Here is a 15,008-nt window from a genome sequence, read left to right as displayed (position 1 = left end):
CCGCATCGGCTTTGGCGCGGCCTGCCCTCGGACCACTGCCCGTTCCAACCAACAACCGACATACCGTGTCGAGAGGGACAATGGGCCCCGGATCAAGTCCGGGGTGACGACGGAGGGTTTGGCGGGCACAGGAGCATCAGCCACCGGCGCTCGGCATGTTGGAAGCGCGGCCCTGGATTGCCGCGCTCGCTTCGCTCGTTCGCAATGACGATGGACGGAGACCATCACCCTGCGGCGCCAGCACCGGCGCAGAAAAACGTCCGTCTATTCCTCGTCCTCGTCCTCCGGCGCCCCCGGCGGTCTTGGCCGCTTCGTCGGCGGATCGGTCTGCTCCTCGCCTTTCCAGACCACCGGGTATTCGAGCCATTTCTGGATGAAATTCCATGATTGCAGATAGCCGTCATGGGGCAGCTTGCAGGCCGAGCAGTCCTTGCGCGTCAGGCCGTTCTTGTCGGTGTAAACCTCGTACGGCCCCGGGCACTCATAGGCGATCAGCGGGCAATAGCAGAACAGGCAGTTGAACTCCCGCGTCACCCCCTGATGGCAGGGCAGGAACGGGCAGGCCTCGTTGGTGAACCCCTTGAAGGCCTCGTTCTTGGTCATGTCCTTGGGCTGCATGGTCCTGCCTCGTCCACGCCGGGCCTTGCGGGCTCGGCTGTCTGAAATGCGGGTGGAGGGGAACGGTGCAACGGGCCGAAAAACGGCCGCGCGTCCCGCCGGGCCCACCGCCCGTGGTCGAAAAGCGTGCTGGCAGGTCTCCTGGCTCCGCGGGTCGTCACCTTGTTGCCCGGCCTTCCCGGTCTTGACCGGTGGCCTTTGCGGGCTTGGCTCGCCGCGTACAGTTGCGGGGGCAGCGCCGGAACGGCTTCCCTTTTCACCCCCGGTTCAAGGGGGCACCAACACATCGATGATACCTAAAGTGTTTGCCGGCAGCGTCAAGCTCTCCGAACGGCCTACTTGATCCTCAGCGCCTGGCCGCAGACGACCAGAGTCACCTCGCCGGCGACGCCCGCCACCTTCTGGTTCAGAATCCCCTGCGCGTCGCGAAAGGCGCGGCCGAGCGCGTTTTCCGGCACGATCGACATGCCGACCTCGTTGGTGACAAGGACGACCGGGCTCTGCTGGCGCTGAAGTGCCTCAAGGAGCGCGTCGACCTCGCCCTCCCACGGCTTTTCGGCCAGCATGAAATTGGCGAGCCACACCGTCAGGCAGTCGACCAGCCGTGCGCCCGCTCCGTCCGTCTCGTCGAGCGCCTTTGCCAGCGCCAGCGGCTCCTCGACCGTTTCCCAGTCGTTCCCGCGCCGATCGATATGGGCCGCGACCCGCTCGCGCATCTCGTCGTCATAGGGCTCGCATGTGGCGATATAGACCGGCCGGCCGGCAAAGCCCTTGGCCCGCTCCTCGGCAAAGACGCTCTTTCCCGAGCGTGCGCCACCCGTCACCAGAATAATCTCGCCCATGTCGCCAACTCCCGCTGCACCTCGATACCGGCGATCCATAGCCGCCGGCGCCGCGGCGTTCAATCGCCCCCGCCGATACCGCCCCGGCAATTGCAGGCGCCGCCGAAGCGTCCTAGGAAAGGCCGGCACGAACACGAAGGCCTGCAACATGGACGACCAGCCAGGAAACCCGACCGAGGAAAAGCCCGCCGGCCCGGCCGCGCGTATCGCCGACGAGGCGCTGACGGCCGTCCTCGGCCTGCAGTTCCTGACCCGGCTCGCGATCCCCATCGATACCCGCTATTCGACGGAGCGCATGGCCCGCGCCATGGGCTATCTGCCGCTCGCCGGCCTCGTCATCGGAGCGGGCATTGCCCTCGTTTATTGGCTCGCAGCATCGGTCCTGCCGCCCCTTGTCGCCGCGTTCGTGGCGCTCGGTGCCGGCGTCCGGCTGACAGGGTCCCTGCACGAGGACGGCCTTGCCGATGTCGCCGACGGCCTCGGCGGCGGCGCCACCCGCGAGCGCGCCCTGGAGATCATGCGCGACAGCCGCATCGGCAGCTACGGCGTCATCACCCTCATCATCGTCGTCGGCCTGAAGGCCGCCAGCATCGGCGCCCTCGGCCCCGCGGCCGTCGCCACGATCATCGCCGCCCACGGCCTCAGCCGGCTCTCCGTGCTGGCGATGATGGTCCGGCTCCCGTATGCGCGGAAAGAAGGCGCCGCCGCCTTCGCCGGGACCGGTCCTGGGCCGACCCGCGTCGCCATCGCGGTCCTTACCGGCGCGGCAACGTTTTTCGGCCTCGCCCTCCTCGTCTCGCCGCTTGTGGCCCTTGTCGCGGCCCTTGCCGCCGCCGCCGTCTATCTCTGGCTGGAACGCATGCTGAAGCGCCGCATCGGCGGCTATACGGGCGATGCCCTCGGCGGCCTGCAGCAGCTCACCGAGACCGCCATCCTCCTCGCCGTTCTCGCATGCCTTTGATCCTCCTGCGCCATCTGCCGCCGGACATCGATCCGGGCATCTGCTACGGCCGGCTCGACGTCCCGGTGCGGGTCGATTTCGAGGAGGAGGCGGACGCGCTGATCCCCGGCCTGCCGGAGGCAACGCGGATCGTCTCAAGCCCCCTCACCCGCTGTCGCCGCCTGGCCGAACGGATCGCCGCCGCGCGCGGCCTCGACTTGGCCATCGACGAGCGCATCGCGGAGATCGATTTCGCCCGCTGGGAGGGCGTTTCCTGGGACGACGTTCCCTTGGCCGAACTCGACGAATGGGCCGCCGACGTCCTCGGTGCCCGGCCCCATGGCGGCGAGAGCGTTGCCATGCTGGCCGCGCGCGTCAGCCGTTTCCTCGCCGACTGCGACCCGGCAGAACCGCTCCTTTGCGTCACCCATGCCGGCGTCATGCGCGCGGTCCTTGCCGCCACCGGCCATCCCCACCCCTGGCAGGCGAAATTCGCCTACGGCGCGTGGATAACGCGCGACCTCCCGCCCGTCACCGCTGCTTGACACACGACCCCCGCTGGCGCATCGGGAGAGGCAAGAACAAGGACCATCCATGACCGACCCTACTCTGCCGCCCGGCCTCGTCGTCTCCGCTCCGGCCTCCGGCCTTGGCAAGACGACCGTGACGCTGGGGCTCCTCAGGGCACTGCGCGACGAGGGGCTGACGATCCAGCCCTTCAAGAACGGCCCGGACTATATCGACCCGGCGTTCCATCGGGTCGCCGCCGGCCATGCCTCCTTCAACCTCGACGGCTGGGCGATGGACGACGCCCTCCTGGAGGCCATCGCGGCAAAGGCGACCGGTGCCGATCTCGTCGTCGCGGAAGGCTCCATGGGGCTCTATGACGGCACGGTCGCGCCCGGCGCCAGCGGACGGGGGACGAGCGCGGAGATCGCCAGCCGCTTCGGCTGGCCGGTGGTGCTGGTGCTCGATGTGGGCGGCCAGGCCCAGTCGGCGGCGGCAACGGCGCTCGGCTTCGCCCGCCACCCGGATGCCCCGAAACTTGCCGGCGTCATCCTCAACCGGGTCGCCGGCGCCCGCCACGAAATGATGATCCGTTCCGAAATGGCAAGGCTCGGCATCGCCGTCCTCGGCGCTCTGCCCCGCCGGTCGGACCTCGAAATGCCGGAGCGCCATCTCGGCCTCGTCCAGGCCGAGGAGCATGCTGACCTGGAAGCCGCCATCGAGCGCCTTGCCGCCTTCATCCGCGACCACTGCGACCTGGCTGCGATCCGCGATGCCGCCCGGGTCCGCAAGGCCGCGCCCCAGGACGGCGCCCTGCCGACCCCGCCGGCCCAGCGCATCGCCATTGCCCGCGACACCGCCTTTTCCTTCATCTACCCGCATCTCTTAGCCGGCTGGCAGGCGGCAGGCGCGGAGATCCTGCCCTTTTCGCCCCTTGCCGACGAGGCGCCGGACAAAAGCGCCGATCTCGTCTGGCTGCCGGGGGGATATCCGGAACTGCATGCCGCACGCATCGCGGCTGCATCCGATTTCCGAAAGGGGTTGGTCAGGCACGCCGAGGATAAACCGATCCATGGCGAGTGCGGCGGCTACATGGTTTTGGGTGAAGCCCTGATCGACGCCGACGGCACCCGGCATCAGATGACCGGCCTGCTCGGCCTCGTCACCAGCTACGAGCGCCGCCGACTGCATCTCGGCTACCGCCAGGCGCGGCTGAAGGCGCCGGTGCCGGGGCACGAACCGGGGATACTGCTGCGCGGCCACGAATTCCACTATTCGACCATTTTGGAGCAACCCGACGAGGACCTCGCCGAGGTGCTCGATGCCGGCGGCAATCCCGTCGCCGAGACCGGGTCCCGGCGGGGAAATGTCACCGGCAGCTTCTTCCACCTGATCACGGAGGCGTCGGCGTGAGCGAAGCCTCCTTCGACCTCGCCCTCATCGGCATCGGCACCGGCAACCCGGACCATCTGACGTTTCAGGGCGCCGCGGCGATGCGCGATGCCGACCTCATCATCATTCCCCGCAAGGGCGAGGATAAGGCCGATCTCGCCGACCTCAGGCGCGAGATCTGCGCCAGGGTGCTGGAGGGCGCCGAGACGAGGATTGCCGAATTCGACCTGCCGAAGCGCGACGCGGACGGCGACTACCTTGCCGGTGTCTCCGACTGGCACGACGCCATCGCCGCCGTCTGGACCGAAACCGTCGCAAGCGCCGACCCGGCGCCGAAAAAGGTCGCGCTCCTCATCTGGGGCGATCCTTCCCTCTACGATTCCTCGCTCAGGATCGCCGCCCGCCTCGACCCGCGGCCGTCGATCCGCGTCATCCCCGGCATAACCGCCCTGCAGGCCTTGTGCGCCGCCCACGCCATCCCCTTCAACGACGTCGGCGCACCGGTGCTGGTGACAACCGGCCGGCGCCTCCGCGAACGCGGCTTTCCGGCGGACGCCGACACGGTCGCCGTCATGCTCGACGGCGCCTGCGCCTTCCAGAGCCTCGATCCGGAAGGCCTCATGATCTGGTGGGGCGCCTATCTCGGCATGGACGGGGAAATGCTGTTTTCCGGGCCGCTCGCCGAGGTCGGCCCGAAGATCGTCGCGGCCCGCGCCGAAGCGCGGGAACAGCGCGGCTGGATCATGGATATTTATCTGATCCGGCGCACCGTGCGTGCCGCTTGATCGCAGGCGCCCGCCCCCCACTCCGTCGTCACCCCGGGCTTGACCCGGGGCCCATTGCCCCTCTCCACACGGTATGCCGACAGTAATCGCGAAAGCCGTTTCTGGATTGCTTCGCTGCGCTCGCAATGACGGATAGCTCAATAGTTTCAACGTCATTGCGAGGAGGCCGACAGGCCGACGCGGCAATCCAGCCGCTGAGATGAGACCCGCAACGGGCTACCGCATCGAGACGGGCAATGGGTCCCGGGTCTCCGCTTCGCTCCGCCCGGGATGACGCCGAGGGGAAACTCCCAGCCCTGCACGACGCCAGAGGAAGAGGCCTCGCGCAGCATGCCGGGGGAACGAGCAGCACGCAGTCGAGGGGGACGAAACCGGCCGGTAGAAGGCCGACGAGGAGAAGGCCGAAGGGCGAGCCCTAGCGACCATCCCATACCGCGCCATCCCGCCGGACCAAACCCTACCGATAAATATACATCGGGCTGGTCCAGGCGCGGGTGCCGTCTTCGGTCTCGACGCGGATATAGATGGCGTTGTCGCCGTCGTCCTTGAGCGCGATCGGGCGGGTGAAGGCGAAGGACCGGTGGGGATTATTGTCCGGCAGCCGGTAGACTTTTAGGAAGCGCGGCAGGACGCCGGAGGCATCATAGACCGTGTCGTCGAAGCCGATGTCGGCAATGCCCATCTCGAAATTGATGAGGGGCGTTGCCACCGTCAGCATGCCGGCCGTGGCGTCGGATAACATCAGGTCGGCGCCGCCGAAATTGCCGGTCGTCAGAGCTTCCCAGCTCGCGCCGGTGGAGCCGACGAGGTGGACCGTCTTGTCGCGGTTGAAGAAGTTGACGGGCGTCGCGCCGAGAACGCTGTTGCCCGAAACGGTGGCGGAACCGTCCCAGATTACCTGCCGGAACCTCCCGCGATATTCCGCCCCTTCCCAGTGCAGCCGGATGCGGGCGCCGAGATCGGCTTCCGGGTACGGCCGGACGGTCTCGACGAGGTCGAGGCCGTTGAAGATGTCGACGCGCACGATCGGCGAGTTGGAGTGGACGGAGACGGATATCCCCGCCTCCCCGCCGTCGGGCAGGTGGACGATATCCCCCATCATCGCCTCGGTCGCCGGGACCGACTCCGCCGGGCCCAGCTTCGGGTCGTCGTGGTAGAGCGCGCCCTCCTTGGTGAAGGAGGCCGTGACGTCGATCATCATCCGGCCGCCAAGGCCGCCGGTGGTGCCGTAGTGGCGGCGCTTGCGCATGCAGTCGAGCAGCGCCGGGCGCGTCAGCTCCTTCAGGTTGAAGCAGGTGAGGCCGCCGATAGCGCCGAACTTGCCGCCGCCGGGATAGCTCGCGCCCGGCCGGCCCTTGTGGCCGTCGGAATTGGCGACGACGCCGACCCGGTGACCGAGCTTCAAGGCGTCTTCCAGCAGCCACTCGAAGGTGCCCCAGGAGGAGTGGATCTCCATCGACTTTTCGAACCGGCCGTCATGGGCATAGGCGATGTCGGCATAGCGGCCGCCGCAATGGGCGTAGAGGACGACGTCGAACTCGCCATTGGCCTCGAAGGCCTCGAAGAGTTCGCGGGCCGTGTTGCAGTCGGTGTCGAGGGTGCTCTGATCCTCGATGAGGGCGTGGGACGAGCGGCGGATGGTCCGGCCCTCTTCCGGGAAATAGACGTTGCGGTCGCCGCCGAGGGCCGTGTTGCCCGACCATTCATAGCCCGGCAGCACGACGAAGGAGCCCGCCTCGTCGAATTCGGCCGAGAGCCGGTCCAGTTCGGCCCAGAATTCGTCGGTGATCTGGAAGTCGTTGCCCTGGTGGCCGCAGGCATCGACGAAGGCCCGGTCGCGGGCGAAGGCGAAGTACTCATAGGCGCTGTTGGTGCCGATGGTCTCTTCCGACTGGCCGTGCATGTCGCCCCAGAAATGGACGAGCTCCCGGTCTTCGACGACCAATGGATTGGTCCGCATGAGGAGGTTGCCGTCGCCGTCCTTGATCAGGATAGCAGCCTTGCCAGGCTCATTGACGGAAAGCCCGTCAACGCTCACGGCGAACTCACCCTTCGACAGCGTCACGGTCTCCGGCAGGCCGGCAATCGCGCCCTCCGCTTCCAGATGGAGGGTGATGTCGCACTGGTCGGACGGATTGCCCCATTTGTCTTCGCCCTTCAGCTTCAGGGAGAAGGTCTCGCCGGGGCGGCGCAGGGTCGGGATGACGCCGACATAGCGCTCCGGCGGGCCCGGCACGACGGAAATGATCGGCTGCACGGGAAGGGTCTGGAAATTGAAGGTGGCGATCGGGTCGACCAGCACCCGGAATTCCAGCGTCTCTTCGCAGAAGGTCTGAAGTCGCATGCCGGGGCTGCCGCCGTCGGTGACGCCGAAGCGGATGGTGATGGTGTCACCCTGCTGCAAAAAGCCCTGCACCACCTTGATCCACAGCGTCCGGTCCCAGGGGCGGACATTGTTCTTCGGGTCCCACTTCACCTGTAAGACGGCATTGTTCGACGCCGTCACGGTGCAGTAGTTCGGCGCCTTCGGGTCGTCGAATTGCGGCCGGCTCTGGTCGGAGGCGAAGCGGAAACAGACGCGGAGGTTGCCGGAATCGTCGATGCCGAAAAGCCCTGCGGTATAGACCAGCTCGAAGGAGGCATAGGAGCCGGCGGCGAAGCTGCCGGTCGGCCGGATCTCGGCGGTGCCGAGCTTTTCCGGAGCGATCGCCTCGCGGATCGTGCCGGCGTTCATCTCCTCCCAGGGGCGCCTTGCGCCGGCGGTGCGAGAGCTCTCAGACATTGGAAAACCTTCCGTTTCGTGCGTTTGGGGGGCACGTTTACCCCGATTTTTTGATTTGCGGCGCTAGCCGAAGATGCCGACGAGGGCGAGCGAGATCGGCGGGACATAGGTGATGATCAGGAGATCGACGATCAGCACCAGGATGAACGGCCAGATCGCCGCGACGATGCGCTCGATGGAGACCTTGGTGATCGCCGAGGCGATGAAGAGGTCTACCCCGAGCGGCGGCGTCACCGTGCCGATGCTGAGGTTCACCGAGACGATGATGCCGAAGAGGATCGGATCGATGCCGAAGCTCATCGCCGCCGGATAGAGGATCGAGGTGAAGATGACGATGGCCGCCGCCGCGTTCATCATGCAGCCGACGACCAGCAGGAACACATTGACGAGCAGCAGGTAGAGCACCGGCCCGCCGGCGACCTCGGTCAGCGACTGGGAGATGGTCTGCGGGATCTGGTTGATGGTGATGAGCCAGGCAAAGACGCCGGCCGCGTTCATGATGAACATGACGACGGCCGACGACATCACCGCCTTGAAAAAGGCCTTGTAGAGGCCGGCGAAGGTCAGCTCCCGGCAGGCGAAGCCGACGATGAGGCCGTAGAGGACGGCGACGACGGCGGCCTCGGTCGGCGTGAAGACGCCGCCATAGATGCCGGAGAGGATGATGACCGGCATCAAGAGCGGCCAGAACGCGGCCTTAAAGCTTTCCCAGATGCCCGCGGCGCCCTCGAATGGCGCCCGCTCTATGCCGAGCCGGCCTGCGAGAATGCGGTTGAGGATGAGGAGACTGATGCAGATGAGGATGCCGGGAAGGAGGCCGGCGAGGAACAGATCGGCGATCGAGACACCGGTGACGACGCCGTAGAGGATCAAAAGAATGCTCGGCGGGATGATCATGCCCGTAACGCCGGCCGCCGCGATGGTCGCCGCGGTATAGGACGGGCGGTAGCCCTTTTCGGCCATCGGCTCGTTCATGACGCCGCCGATGGCGGCAACGGTCGCCGCGTTGGAGCCGGAGAGCGCGGCAAAGAAGCTGGAGCCGAGGATGGCGACGGCGCCGAGCCCGCCGGTCAGGTGCCCGACCAGCGCCCCGGCAAAGCCGACCAGCCGCCGCGACATGCCGCCGGTCGACATGATCTCGCCGGCGAGGATGAAGAACGGGATGGCGAGCAGCGGGAACGAGTTGTTGGTGGAGAGCATCCGCTGGGCGACGATCTCCAGGCTGATGTCGCTCATGACGAGGCCGATGACGGCGGAGAGCCCGAGCGCGACGGCGATCGGCACGCGCAGCAGCATCAGAAGGACAAGGGAGCCGAAGAGCGCAAAGGTGGTCATCTCAGGCGCTCCCGGCGGCTGGCCGAATTAGGCCGTTTCTCGTCGCTCACTTCCTTGGAATGACAAACTGATGCCAGAGGATCAGCTTGTTCGGCACGCCAGCTTTGTCCTCCACCTCGCCCCCTCTCAGGCGTCATTGCCGTGCTTGACACGGCAATCCATGAGGCCTTTCGGAGCAGCGGGCTGGCGTCGTATGGACCACCGGGTCGACGCCCGGTGGTGACGCAGAGTGGGTGGGGCCCGGAGTGCGTGAACCGCGAATCCGGCAGCAGTTTCGGCCCCCGGCGGCCCGAGACGGTAAGAAAAACCATCACTGCCCCTCCGCCGTCAGATCGGCGGCCGGCGCCGTCAACTGGCGCGCAAACAGCTCGAGCGCATAGACGATGAGAAAGGCCATGCCGACGGGAATGGCGCCGTAGACCCAGGCCATGGAGACCTCCAGCGCCGGCGAGATTTGCGGCACGACGCGGATCGTCAGCTTCATCCCGGCCCAGAAGATGAGGGCGAAGAAGACGCCGCTGACGGCGGTCGCGACCAGCAGGGCGAGGCGCTTCGGCAGCGCCGGCAGATGGGCGACGACGATGCCGATGGCGGCATGCATGTTGCGCCGGAAGGCGACGGCCGAGCCGAGGAAGATCATCCACACGAACAGGTAGCGGATCAGTTCGTCGGGAAAGGCGAGCGAGCTTTCGATGATGAAGCGGAACACCACCGTCGCGATGCCAAGGACGAACATCGCGGCGAAGGAGAGGATGCAGACCGCCGCCAGGACGCGTTCCGAAGCGTCGAGCACTTTGGCAAGAAGGGACATGACCGATGTCTCCGGAGATGGGCCTGGCGGCGGAACTTTGCCGGGCTACTTGGCCGCGACGGCGGAGTCGATCAGCTCGGCGCCGATCTTGCCGCGGTATTCGTCCCAGACCGCTTCCATGGCGTCCTGGAAGGCCTTGGCCTGTTCCGGCGTCAGCCGGGTGACGGTCATGCCGCCCTGTTCCATCTCGTCGAGATACTTCTCTTCTACCGCGTTGATCTCCTTGCGCTCCCAGTCCTGGGTCTCAAGGGCGGTCTCCTTGAAAAGCGTCTTGACGTCGTCCGGCAGCTCCTTCCACATCTTGTCGTCGGCGAGGAACATGATGCCGGCCCACTGGTGGTGCGACAGGGTGATGTAGTTCTGGACCTTGTCGAAGCCGAACGCCTTGACGTTGCCGACCGGGTTGTCCTGGCCGTCGACGGTGCCCTGCTGCAGGCCGGTGAAGACCTCCGACAGCGCCATCGGCGTCGGGTTGGCGCCGAGCGCCTTGAAGGTGGCGACGTTCAGCGGATTGTTCACGACGCGGAACTTGATGCCCTCCATGTCGGACGGCTTTTCGATCTTGGTGTCGCGCGTGGTGATGGTGCGGAACCCGCTTTCATACATGGCCAGCGTGCGGATGCCGGTCTTTTCCAGCATGTCGGCATAGAGCTTCTCGCCGACCGGGCCGTCGGAGACCGCATAGGCGTGTTCCTTGTCGCGGAACAGGAACGGCAGGTAGAAGATGTCGAGCGGCGAATAGAAGCTGGCGACGTTGGTCGTCGGAACGAGGGCGAAGTCGACGACGCCGATCTGGATGCCTTCCACGAGATCGCGCGAGGAGCCGATGGTGCTGTTCGGGAACACCTGGACGGTAATCTTGCCGCCGCTCTTTTCCTTGACGATGTCGGCGAATTTCTGGGCGCCGAGGGCGAGCGGATGGGTCTCGTTGTAGGGATGGCCGAATTTCAGCGTCATTTCCGGCATGTCGGCGGCAAGCGCGCCGCCCATCGCAATGCCGGAAAGGGCGGCGGCGGCAACGAGCGCGCGGGCGTGGCGGAGGATTCCGCGGGCACGGCCTTTGGTCTCAGGCATGGTCGCATTCATGGATGTGGATCTCCTGTCTGAAGGGATGGTCTCCGGGGGCACCTCGGCCCCGCGAAAAGGCGCTCCGATGGGCTTTGGCGCCCACTCTCCTTGTTGCCGGCAGCAGGCGGCCGCCGTGTCATGTCACTTCCTTGAAGATCGGCGTCGAGGCCGTTACCGGCACGATCTCGATGACCCGGTCGCTCGGCGGCACGAAGATGCGCTGCCAGGTGATCGGGACGTCGCGGTAGCTGAGGCCGCCGATGGTCCAGACGAGCCCGAACTGGCCCGGCGGCACCTTGAGCAGCCGCGTCACCCGTGGCGGCAGCGACTGGCAGGCCATGGTCTGGCGCACGCTGAGGGTCGGCGCGTTGAAGCGCTCGGCCAGCATGTCGCGCAGGGAAACGCCGTCGAGGGTGGTCTTGCCCGTCGACCGGCTGAGGCTCTTTTCCGCCATGCTGGAAAGCTCGGCGAACCGGTCGGCCGGCAGATAGACCTCGGAAAACGCCTCGAATTCGTCGTTGATGGAGACGAGCCGCTGGATGGCGATGTACTCGCCGTCGCCCTGCTGGCCGAAGAAATGGCTCCACGGCCCGCTCTCGCGCGTCCGCTCCACCGAATGGACCCGGAAATAGGCCGGCAGGATCTGGTGTCCGCCCTCGGCCATGAAGCGGAAATGGCGGAGCTGTTCTTCCTTGGCCCGCGCCCCGGAGACGAAGGTGCCGCGGCCGTGGTGGCGCTCCACGACGCCCATCTGCTGCAGGCTGCGCAGCGCCCGCTGCACGGTGCCGAGGCTGGCGCCCATCTCCTCGGCAAGCTGGTCCTCGGCCGGCAACTGGTCCCCCGGCAGCCAGCGCCCGGCTTCGATCGCCGACAGGATCTCTTCCGATATCTGCCGGTGCTTGGCCTTGGCCGGCTCGGTGGCGCGACGCAGCGGAGCTTTTGTCATACGGACAATGTCCTTTTGAGGACTTGATGATGGAAACGCTATGGCCGCCAAAAAAACGAGTCAAGTCCTATAGAGGACTTTGAATGAATTGGCGCAGCGCTAGGCACAGAGCCGAAAAAAGCGGCGCCGTTCGAGGCGGCAATGACCGGGGATTGGGCAGAAGGTTGCAGAAGCGCGCCGGCAGTCACTGCCGTTGCCGAAGGTAGGAACTATGCCCGGTAGCTCTCGGCCATCTCCACGATCAGCGCCTTCACCGCCTTGGTGACCGGCGACAGCGGCCGCGTGCGGTGGTTGAGGAAGAAGGACACCGGCTCCATCGGCGTCTCGGTCGCAATGATCGCCAGCCGCCCGTCCTTAAGGTGCTGGGCGACGGCGACGGGCGGGATGGCGGCGATGCCGAGGCCGTTCTCGGCGAGCCAGATCATCGTCGACATGGAGTTGGTGCTGTTGTGGACGGTCCTGTCGCGATAGGCGTCGCCGAAATAGCGGTCGAGGAAATCCCCCGGCGGGCTGTTGGCGAGATAGCCGATCAGCGGCAGCCGGATCAGCTCGGCGAGCGTATGGACGTGGCCCGCATCGAAAATGCGCGGATCGGCCACCCACTCCATGCCGTAGCGGCAGATCTCCTCGTTGGAAACGTCGGAGAGCTCCGCCGGCGCCATGGAGACGCACATGGAGATGGCCGAGGATTTCAGCATCGCATGGAGCAGCGAGGTGCTCTCGGTCGTGATCTCCAGCTCGATGTTCGGATAGCGCTCCTGCAGGGCCTTGAGGAGCCCCGGCAGCCAGGTCCGCGCCACCGTCTCCACGACGCCGATGCGCACCAAGCCGGACGGGTCGCGCGAGCGGGAGAACCGCTCGGCGAGCGTGTCGGCATTGTCGAGCACGATCTCGGTGAGGCGTAGCGCCTCGTGGCCCTCCGGCGTCAGTTCCACCGACTGGTTGTCGCGGGAAAAGAGCCGGACGCCCAGCACCTCCTCCAGCGAGGAGATGCGCGAGGAGATCGCCGGCTGGGTGACGTTCAGATAGCGCGCCACCGCGTGGTAGTTGCGGTAGCGCGCGAGCCAGTAGAACGTCCTCAGATTCTTCAGCGTCAGCGCCGAGGCGACGGTCGGGTGCGGCACGGGCCGGTCCATGGCGGGCTCCGGAAGGCATATGTGATAAATTCAATCTATCACGAAATTCGTTTATTTAATTCGACGTTTTATCGACGAGGTGCAACGATTTGTCCCGCCGGCCCCGTTTCCGGCGAAAACCAGAAGCCGCAAAGCCCATCGGAGGTCCGCGAAAAGCATGCCGGGACGCCAGCTCTACATCGAATTCGTCGACAGCCGCGCCCGCGGCATCATCACCCTCTACGAGGAAAACGCGCCGACCACCTGCGAGACGCTGTGGAACGCGCTGGCAAACCCGGTCCGTATCACCGCCATCCACGCCATGTTCGCCGGCCCGGAGATCATGATGGGCCTGCCGCAAGAGGCCCAGACCTTCGATCCGACGGCGATCCCGGCGGAAAACCAGACCTGCTTCCCGGAGGCCGGCGAGTGCCTGTGGTTCTACCAGGGCAAGAACGTCATGAAAGGCCTGACCGACGAACTCTGGGAGATCGGCGTCTTCTACGATGCCGGCGCGCGCATCCACGGCCCCCTCGGCTGGACGCCCTGCAACATGTTCGGAAAGATCACGTCCGGCCTTGAGGAGTTCGCGAACGCCTGCCGGACCACCCGGACGGAAGGGATCAAGACGATCGAGATCGGCCGCCTTTAGAGCGGTCTTTTGAATGAACGCCATTGGTGCAAACGCGAAAAGGACGACAGTCATGAACAAGCAGCTCGGCATCGGCGCCGCGCTCGCCGTCGCCGCCGCGACCCTGATGGGCTCGGCGGCCCTCGCCGAGGAAACGCTGGTCATCAATTCCTTCGGCGGTTCCTACGAAAAGACCCACCGCGACCTGGTCATCACCCCGTTCGAGGAGGAATACGGCGTCAAGGTCAAGGTCATCACCGCCTATTCCAGCGACACCCTCGCCCAGCTCCGCGCCCAGAAGGACAACCCGCAGTTCGACGTGGTGCATTTCTCCGGCGGCCTGGAGACGACGGCCGCGGCCGAAGGGCTGCTGGCGCCGATCAAGCCGGAAGAACTGACCCATTACGACGAGATGTACCCCTTTGCCGTGGCGGGCCTCGATAAGGGCGTCGGCCCGATGTATTCGACCGCCGTCATCGGCCTCCTCTACAATACCGAGGCGGTGCCCGAGGCCCCCACCTCCTGGAAGGACCTCGCCGACCCGGCCTATGCCGACCACGTGCTCCTGACCGATGCGGCCGGCAACACCTACGGCATGCTCGGCATGCTGATGATCAACAAGGTCGCGGGCGGCACGCTCGACGACATCACCCCGGGCCTCGACTTCATCAAGTCGATCCTGCCGACCTCCACGATCGTCGCCAAGTCGCCCGAGATCCAGCAGAACTTCGCGCAAGGCAACGCCTGGATCGCGCCCTATGCCCAGGACTACGCCTACACGCTGACCAAGGCCGGCCTGCCGGTGAAGTTCACGCTGCCGAAGGAAGGCGGCGTCATCGCGCCGATCACGGTCAACCTGGTCGCCGGTCGCCCGAACCGGGAGCTGGCGCTGAAATTCATCGACTTCTCGATCCGCGCCGAGGCTTCCAGGGGCTGGGCCGAGGCCCTTCGCTATTCGCCGACCAACAGGACGGTCGAATTGCCCGACGACGTCGCCGCGGAAGTGACCGTCGGCGAGGAAGCCGCAGCAAAGCTCGTCACCTTCGATGCGGAGACGATTTCCAAGAACAAGCCGGAGTGGAACGAGGCCTGGACACGGGCCATCGCCAGATAACCGGTGATCGGCCCGAGGTGCGAATGTTGTCGCGTATTGCCTTAGGCCGCACTCTGGCGGGGTGCCGACACCGGCACCCCGCATTTCCGCCGTTTCGGACGCGTTAGGAGGAGAGAACTGGC

14 protein-coding genes and 1 riboswitch are annotated in these 15,008 nt (G+C 66.1%); of the genes, 6 read left to right on the top strand and 8 right to left on the bottom strand.

Annotation, left to right across the window (positions count from 1 at the left end):
• Positions 1–264 precede the first annotated feature (264 nt).
• Together M2319_RS01420 and cobU are read right to left on the bottom strand one after the other, a co-directional pair.
• Positions 265–618, bottom strand: a complete 354-nt coding sequence (locus M2319_RS01420; protein WP_264599645.1) for a cysteine-rich small domain-containing protein — start codon at positions 616–618, stop codon at positions 265–267.
• A gap of 114 nt (positions 619–732) precedes the next feature.
• A riboswitch (cobalamin riboswitch) is annotated at positions 733–916 on the bottom strand.
• Positions 917–953: 37 nt separating this feature from the next.
• Positions 954–1,460 (bottom strand): bifunctional adenosylcobinamide kinase/adenosylcobinamide-phosphate guanylyltransferase, encoded by a 507-nt coding sequence (gene cobU, locus M2319_RS01415; RefSeq protein ID WP_264599644.1) that lies wholly within the window; start codon positions 1,458–1,460, stop codon positions 954–956.
• 148 nt (positions 1,461–1,608) lie between these two features.
• Between cobU and cobS the strand changes: the two genes are divergently transcribed.
• From cobS to cobF, 4 genes are read left to right on the top strand one after another with little or no spacing between them, the layout of a single operon-like run.
• On the top strand, positions 1,609–2,421 hold the full coding sequence (cobS, locus tag M2319_RS01410) for an adenosylcobinamide-GDP ribazoletransferase (RefSeq protein ID WP_264599643.1): 813 nt from the start codon (positions 1,609–1,611) through the stop codon (positions 2,419–2,421).
• Positions 2,412–2,945 (top strand): alpha-ribazole phosphatase family protein, encoded by a 534-nt coding sequence (gene cobC / locus M2319_RS01405; RefSeq protein WP_264599642.1) that lies wholly within the window; start codon positions 2,412–2,414, stop codon positions 2,943–2,945. The genes cobS and cobC overlap by 10 nt, the downstream gene beginning before the upstream one ends.
• Positions 2,946–2,994: 49 nt before the next feature.
• Positions 2,995–4,320, top strand: a complete 1,326-nt coding sequence (locus M2319_RS01400) for a cobyrinate a,c-diamide synthase (RefSeq protein WP_406682056.1) — start codon at positions 2,995–2,997, stop codon at positions 4,318–4,320.
• A complete protein-coding gene (gene cobF / locus M2319_RS01395) occupies positions 4,317–5,084 on the top strand; it encodes a precorrin-6A synthase (deacetylating) (RefSeq protein WP_264599641.1) in 768 nt (255 codons plus the stop codon). Before M2319_RS01400 ends, cobF begins: the two co-directional genes overlap by 4 nt.
• Positions 5,085–5,541: 457 nt before the next feature.
• On the opposite strand, the gene M2319_RS01390 is transcribed toward cobF, so the two are convergent.
• The 6 genes from M2319_RS01390 to M2319_RS01365 all read right to left on the bottom strand — a co-directional run bounded on the left by M2319_RS01390 (position 5,542) and on the right by M2319_RS01365 (position 13,162).
• Complete coding sequence (locus M2319_RS01390) at positions 5,542–7,866, bottom strand: DUF3604 domain-containing protein (protein WP_264599640.1); 2,325 nt, start codon at positions 7,864–7,866, stop codon at positions 5,542–5,544.
• Between the two features lie 63 nt (positions 7,867–7,929).
• On the bottom strand, positions 7,930–9,201 hold the full coding sequence (locus M2319_RS01385; RefSeq protein WP_264599639.1) for a TRAP transporter large permease: 1,272 nt from the start codon (positions 9,199–9,201) through the stop codon (positions 7,930–7,932).
• Positions 9,202–9,511: 310 nt separating this feature from the next.
• Positions 9,512–10,012 carry a TRAP transporter small permease gene (locus M2319_RS01380; protein ID WP_264599638.1) on the bottom strand — a complete coding sequence of 167 codons (501 nt, stop codon included), beginning with the start codon at positions 10,010–10,012 and terminating at the stop codon, positions 9,512–9,514.
• A gap of 45 nt (positions 10,013–10,057) precedes the next feature.
• Positions 10,058–11,086, bottom strand: a complete 1,029-nt coding sequence (locus M2319_RS01375; RefSeq protein ID WP_264599637.1) for a TRAP transporter substrate-binding protein — start codon at positions 11,084–11,086, stop codon at positions 10,058–10,060.
• Between the two features lie 130 nt (positions 11,087–11,216).
• A complete protein-coding gene (locus M2319_RS01370; protein WP_264599636.1) occupies positions 11,217–12,026 on the bottom strand; it encodes a GntR family transcriptional regulator in 810 nt (269 codons plus the stop codon).
• Between the two features lie 209 nt (positions 12,027–12,235).
• A complete protein-coding gene (locus tag M2319_RS01365; protein ID WP_264599635.1) occupies positions 12,236–13,162 on the bottom strand; it encodes a LysR family transcriptional regulator in 927 nt (308 codons plus the stop codon).
• A 157-nt stretch (positions 13,163–13,319) separates the two neighbouring features.
• Here M2319_RS01365 and M2319_RS01360 point away from each other — a divergent pair, with 157 nt between their 5' ends.
• Together M2319_RS01360 and M2319_RS01355 are read left to right on the top strand one after the other, a co-directional pair.
• Entirely contained in the window at positions 13,320–13,793 is a 474-nt protein-coding gene (locus tag M2319_RS01360) for a DUF3830 family protein (RefSeq protein WP_264599634.1), read from the top strand.
• Positions 13,794–13,845: 52 nt separating this feature from the next.
• Complete coding sequence (locus tag M2319_RS01355) at positions 13,846–14,886, top strand: ABC transporter substrate-binding protein (protein ID WP_264599633.1); 1,041 nt, start codon at positions 13,846–13,848, stop codon at positions 14,884–14,886.
• The last annotated feature ends 122 nt before the right edge of the window (positions 14,887–15,008 follow it).

Source organism: Rhodobium gokarnense, from assembly GCF_025961475.1.
Lineage (GTDB): Bacteria > Pseudomonadota > Alphaproteobacteria > Rhizobiales > Rhodobiaceae > Rhodobium > Rhodobium gokarnense.
The sequence above is the reverse complement of the archived record's forward strand: the minus strand, read 5'-3'. Positions and strand labels throughout refer to the sequence as shown.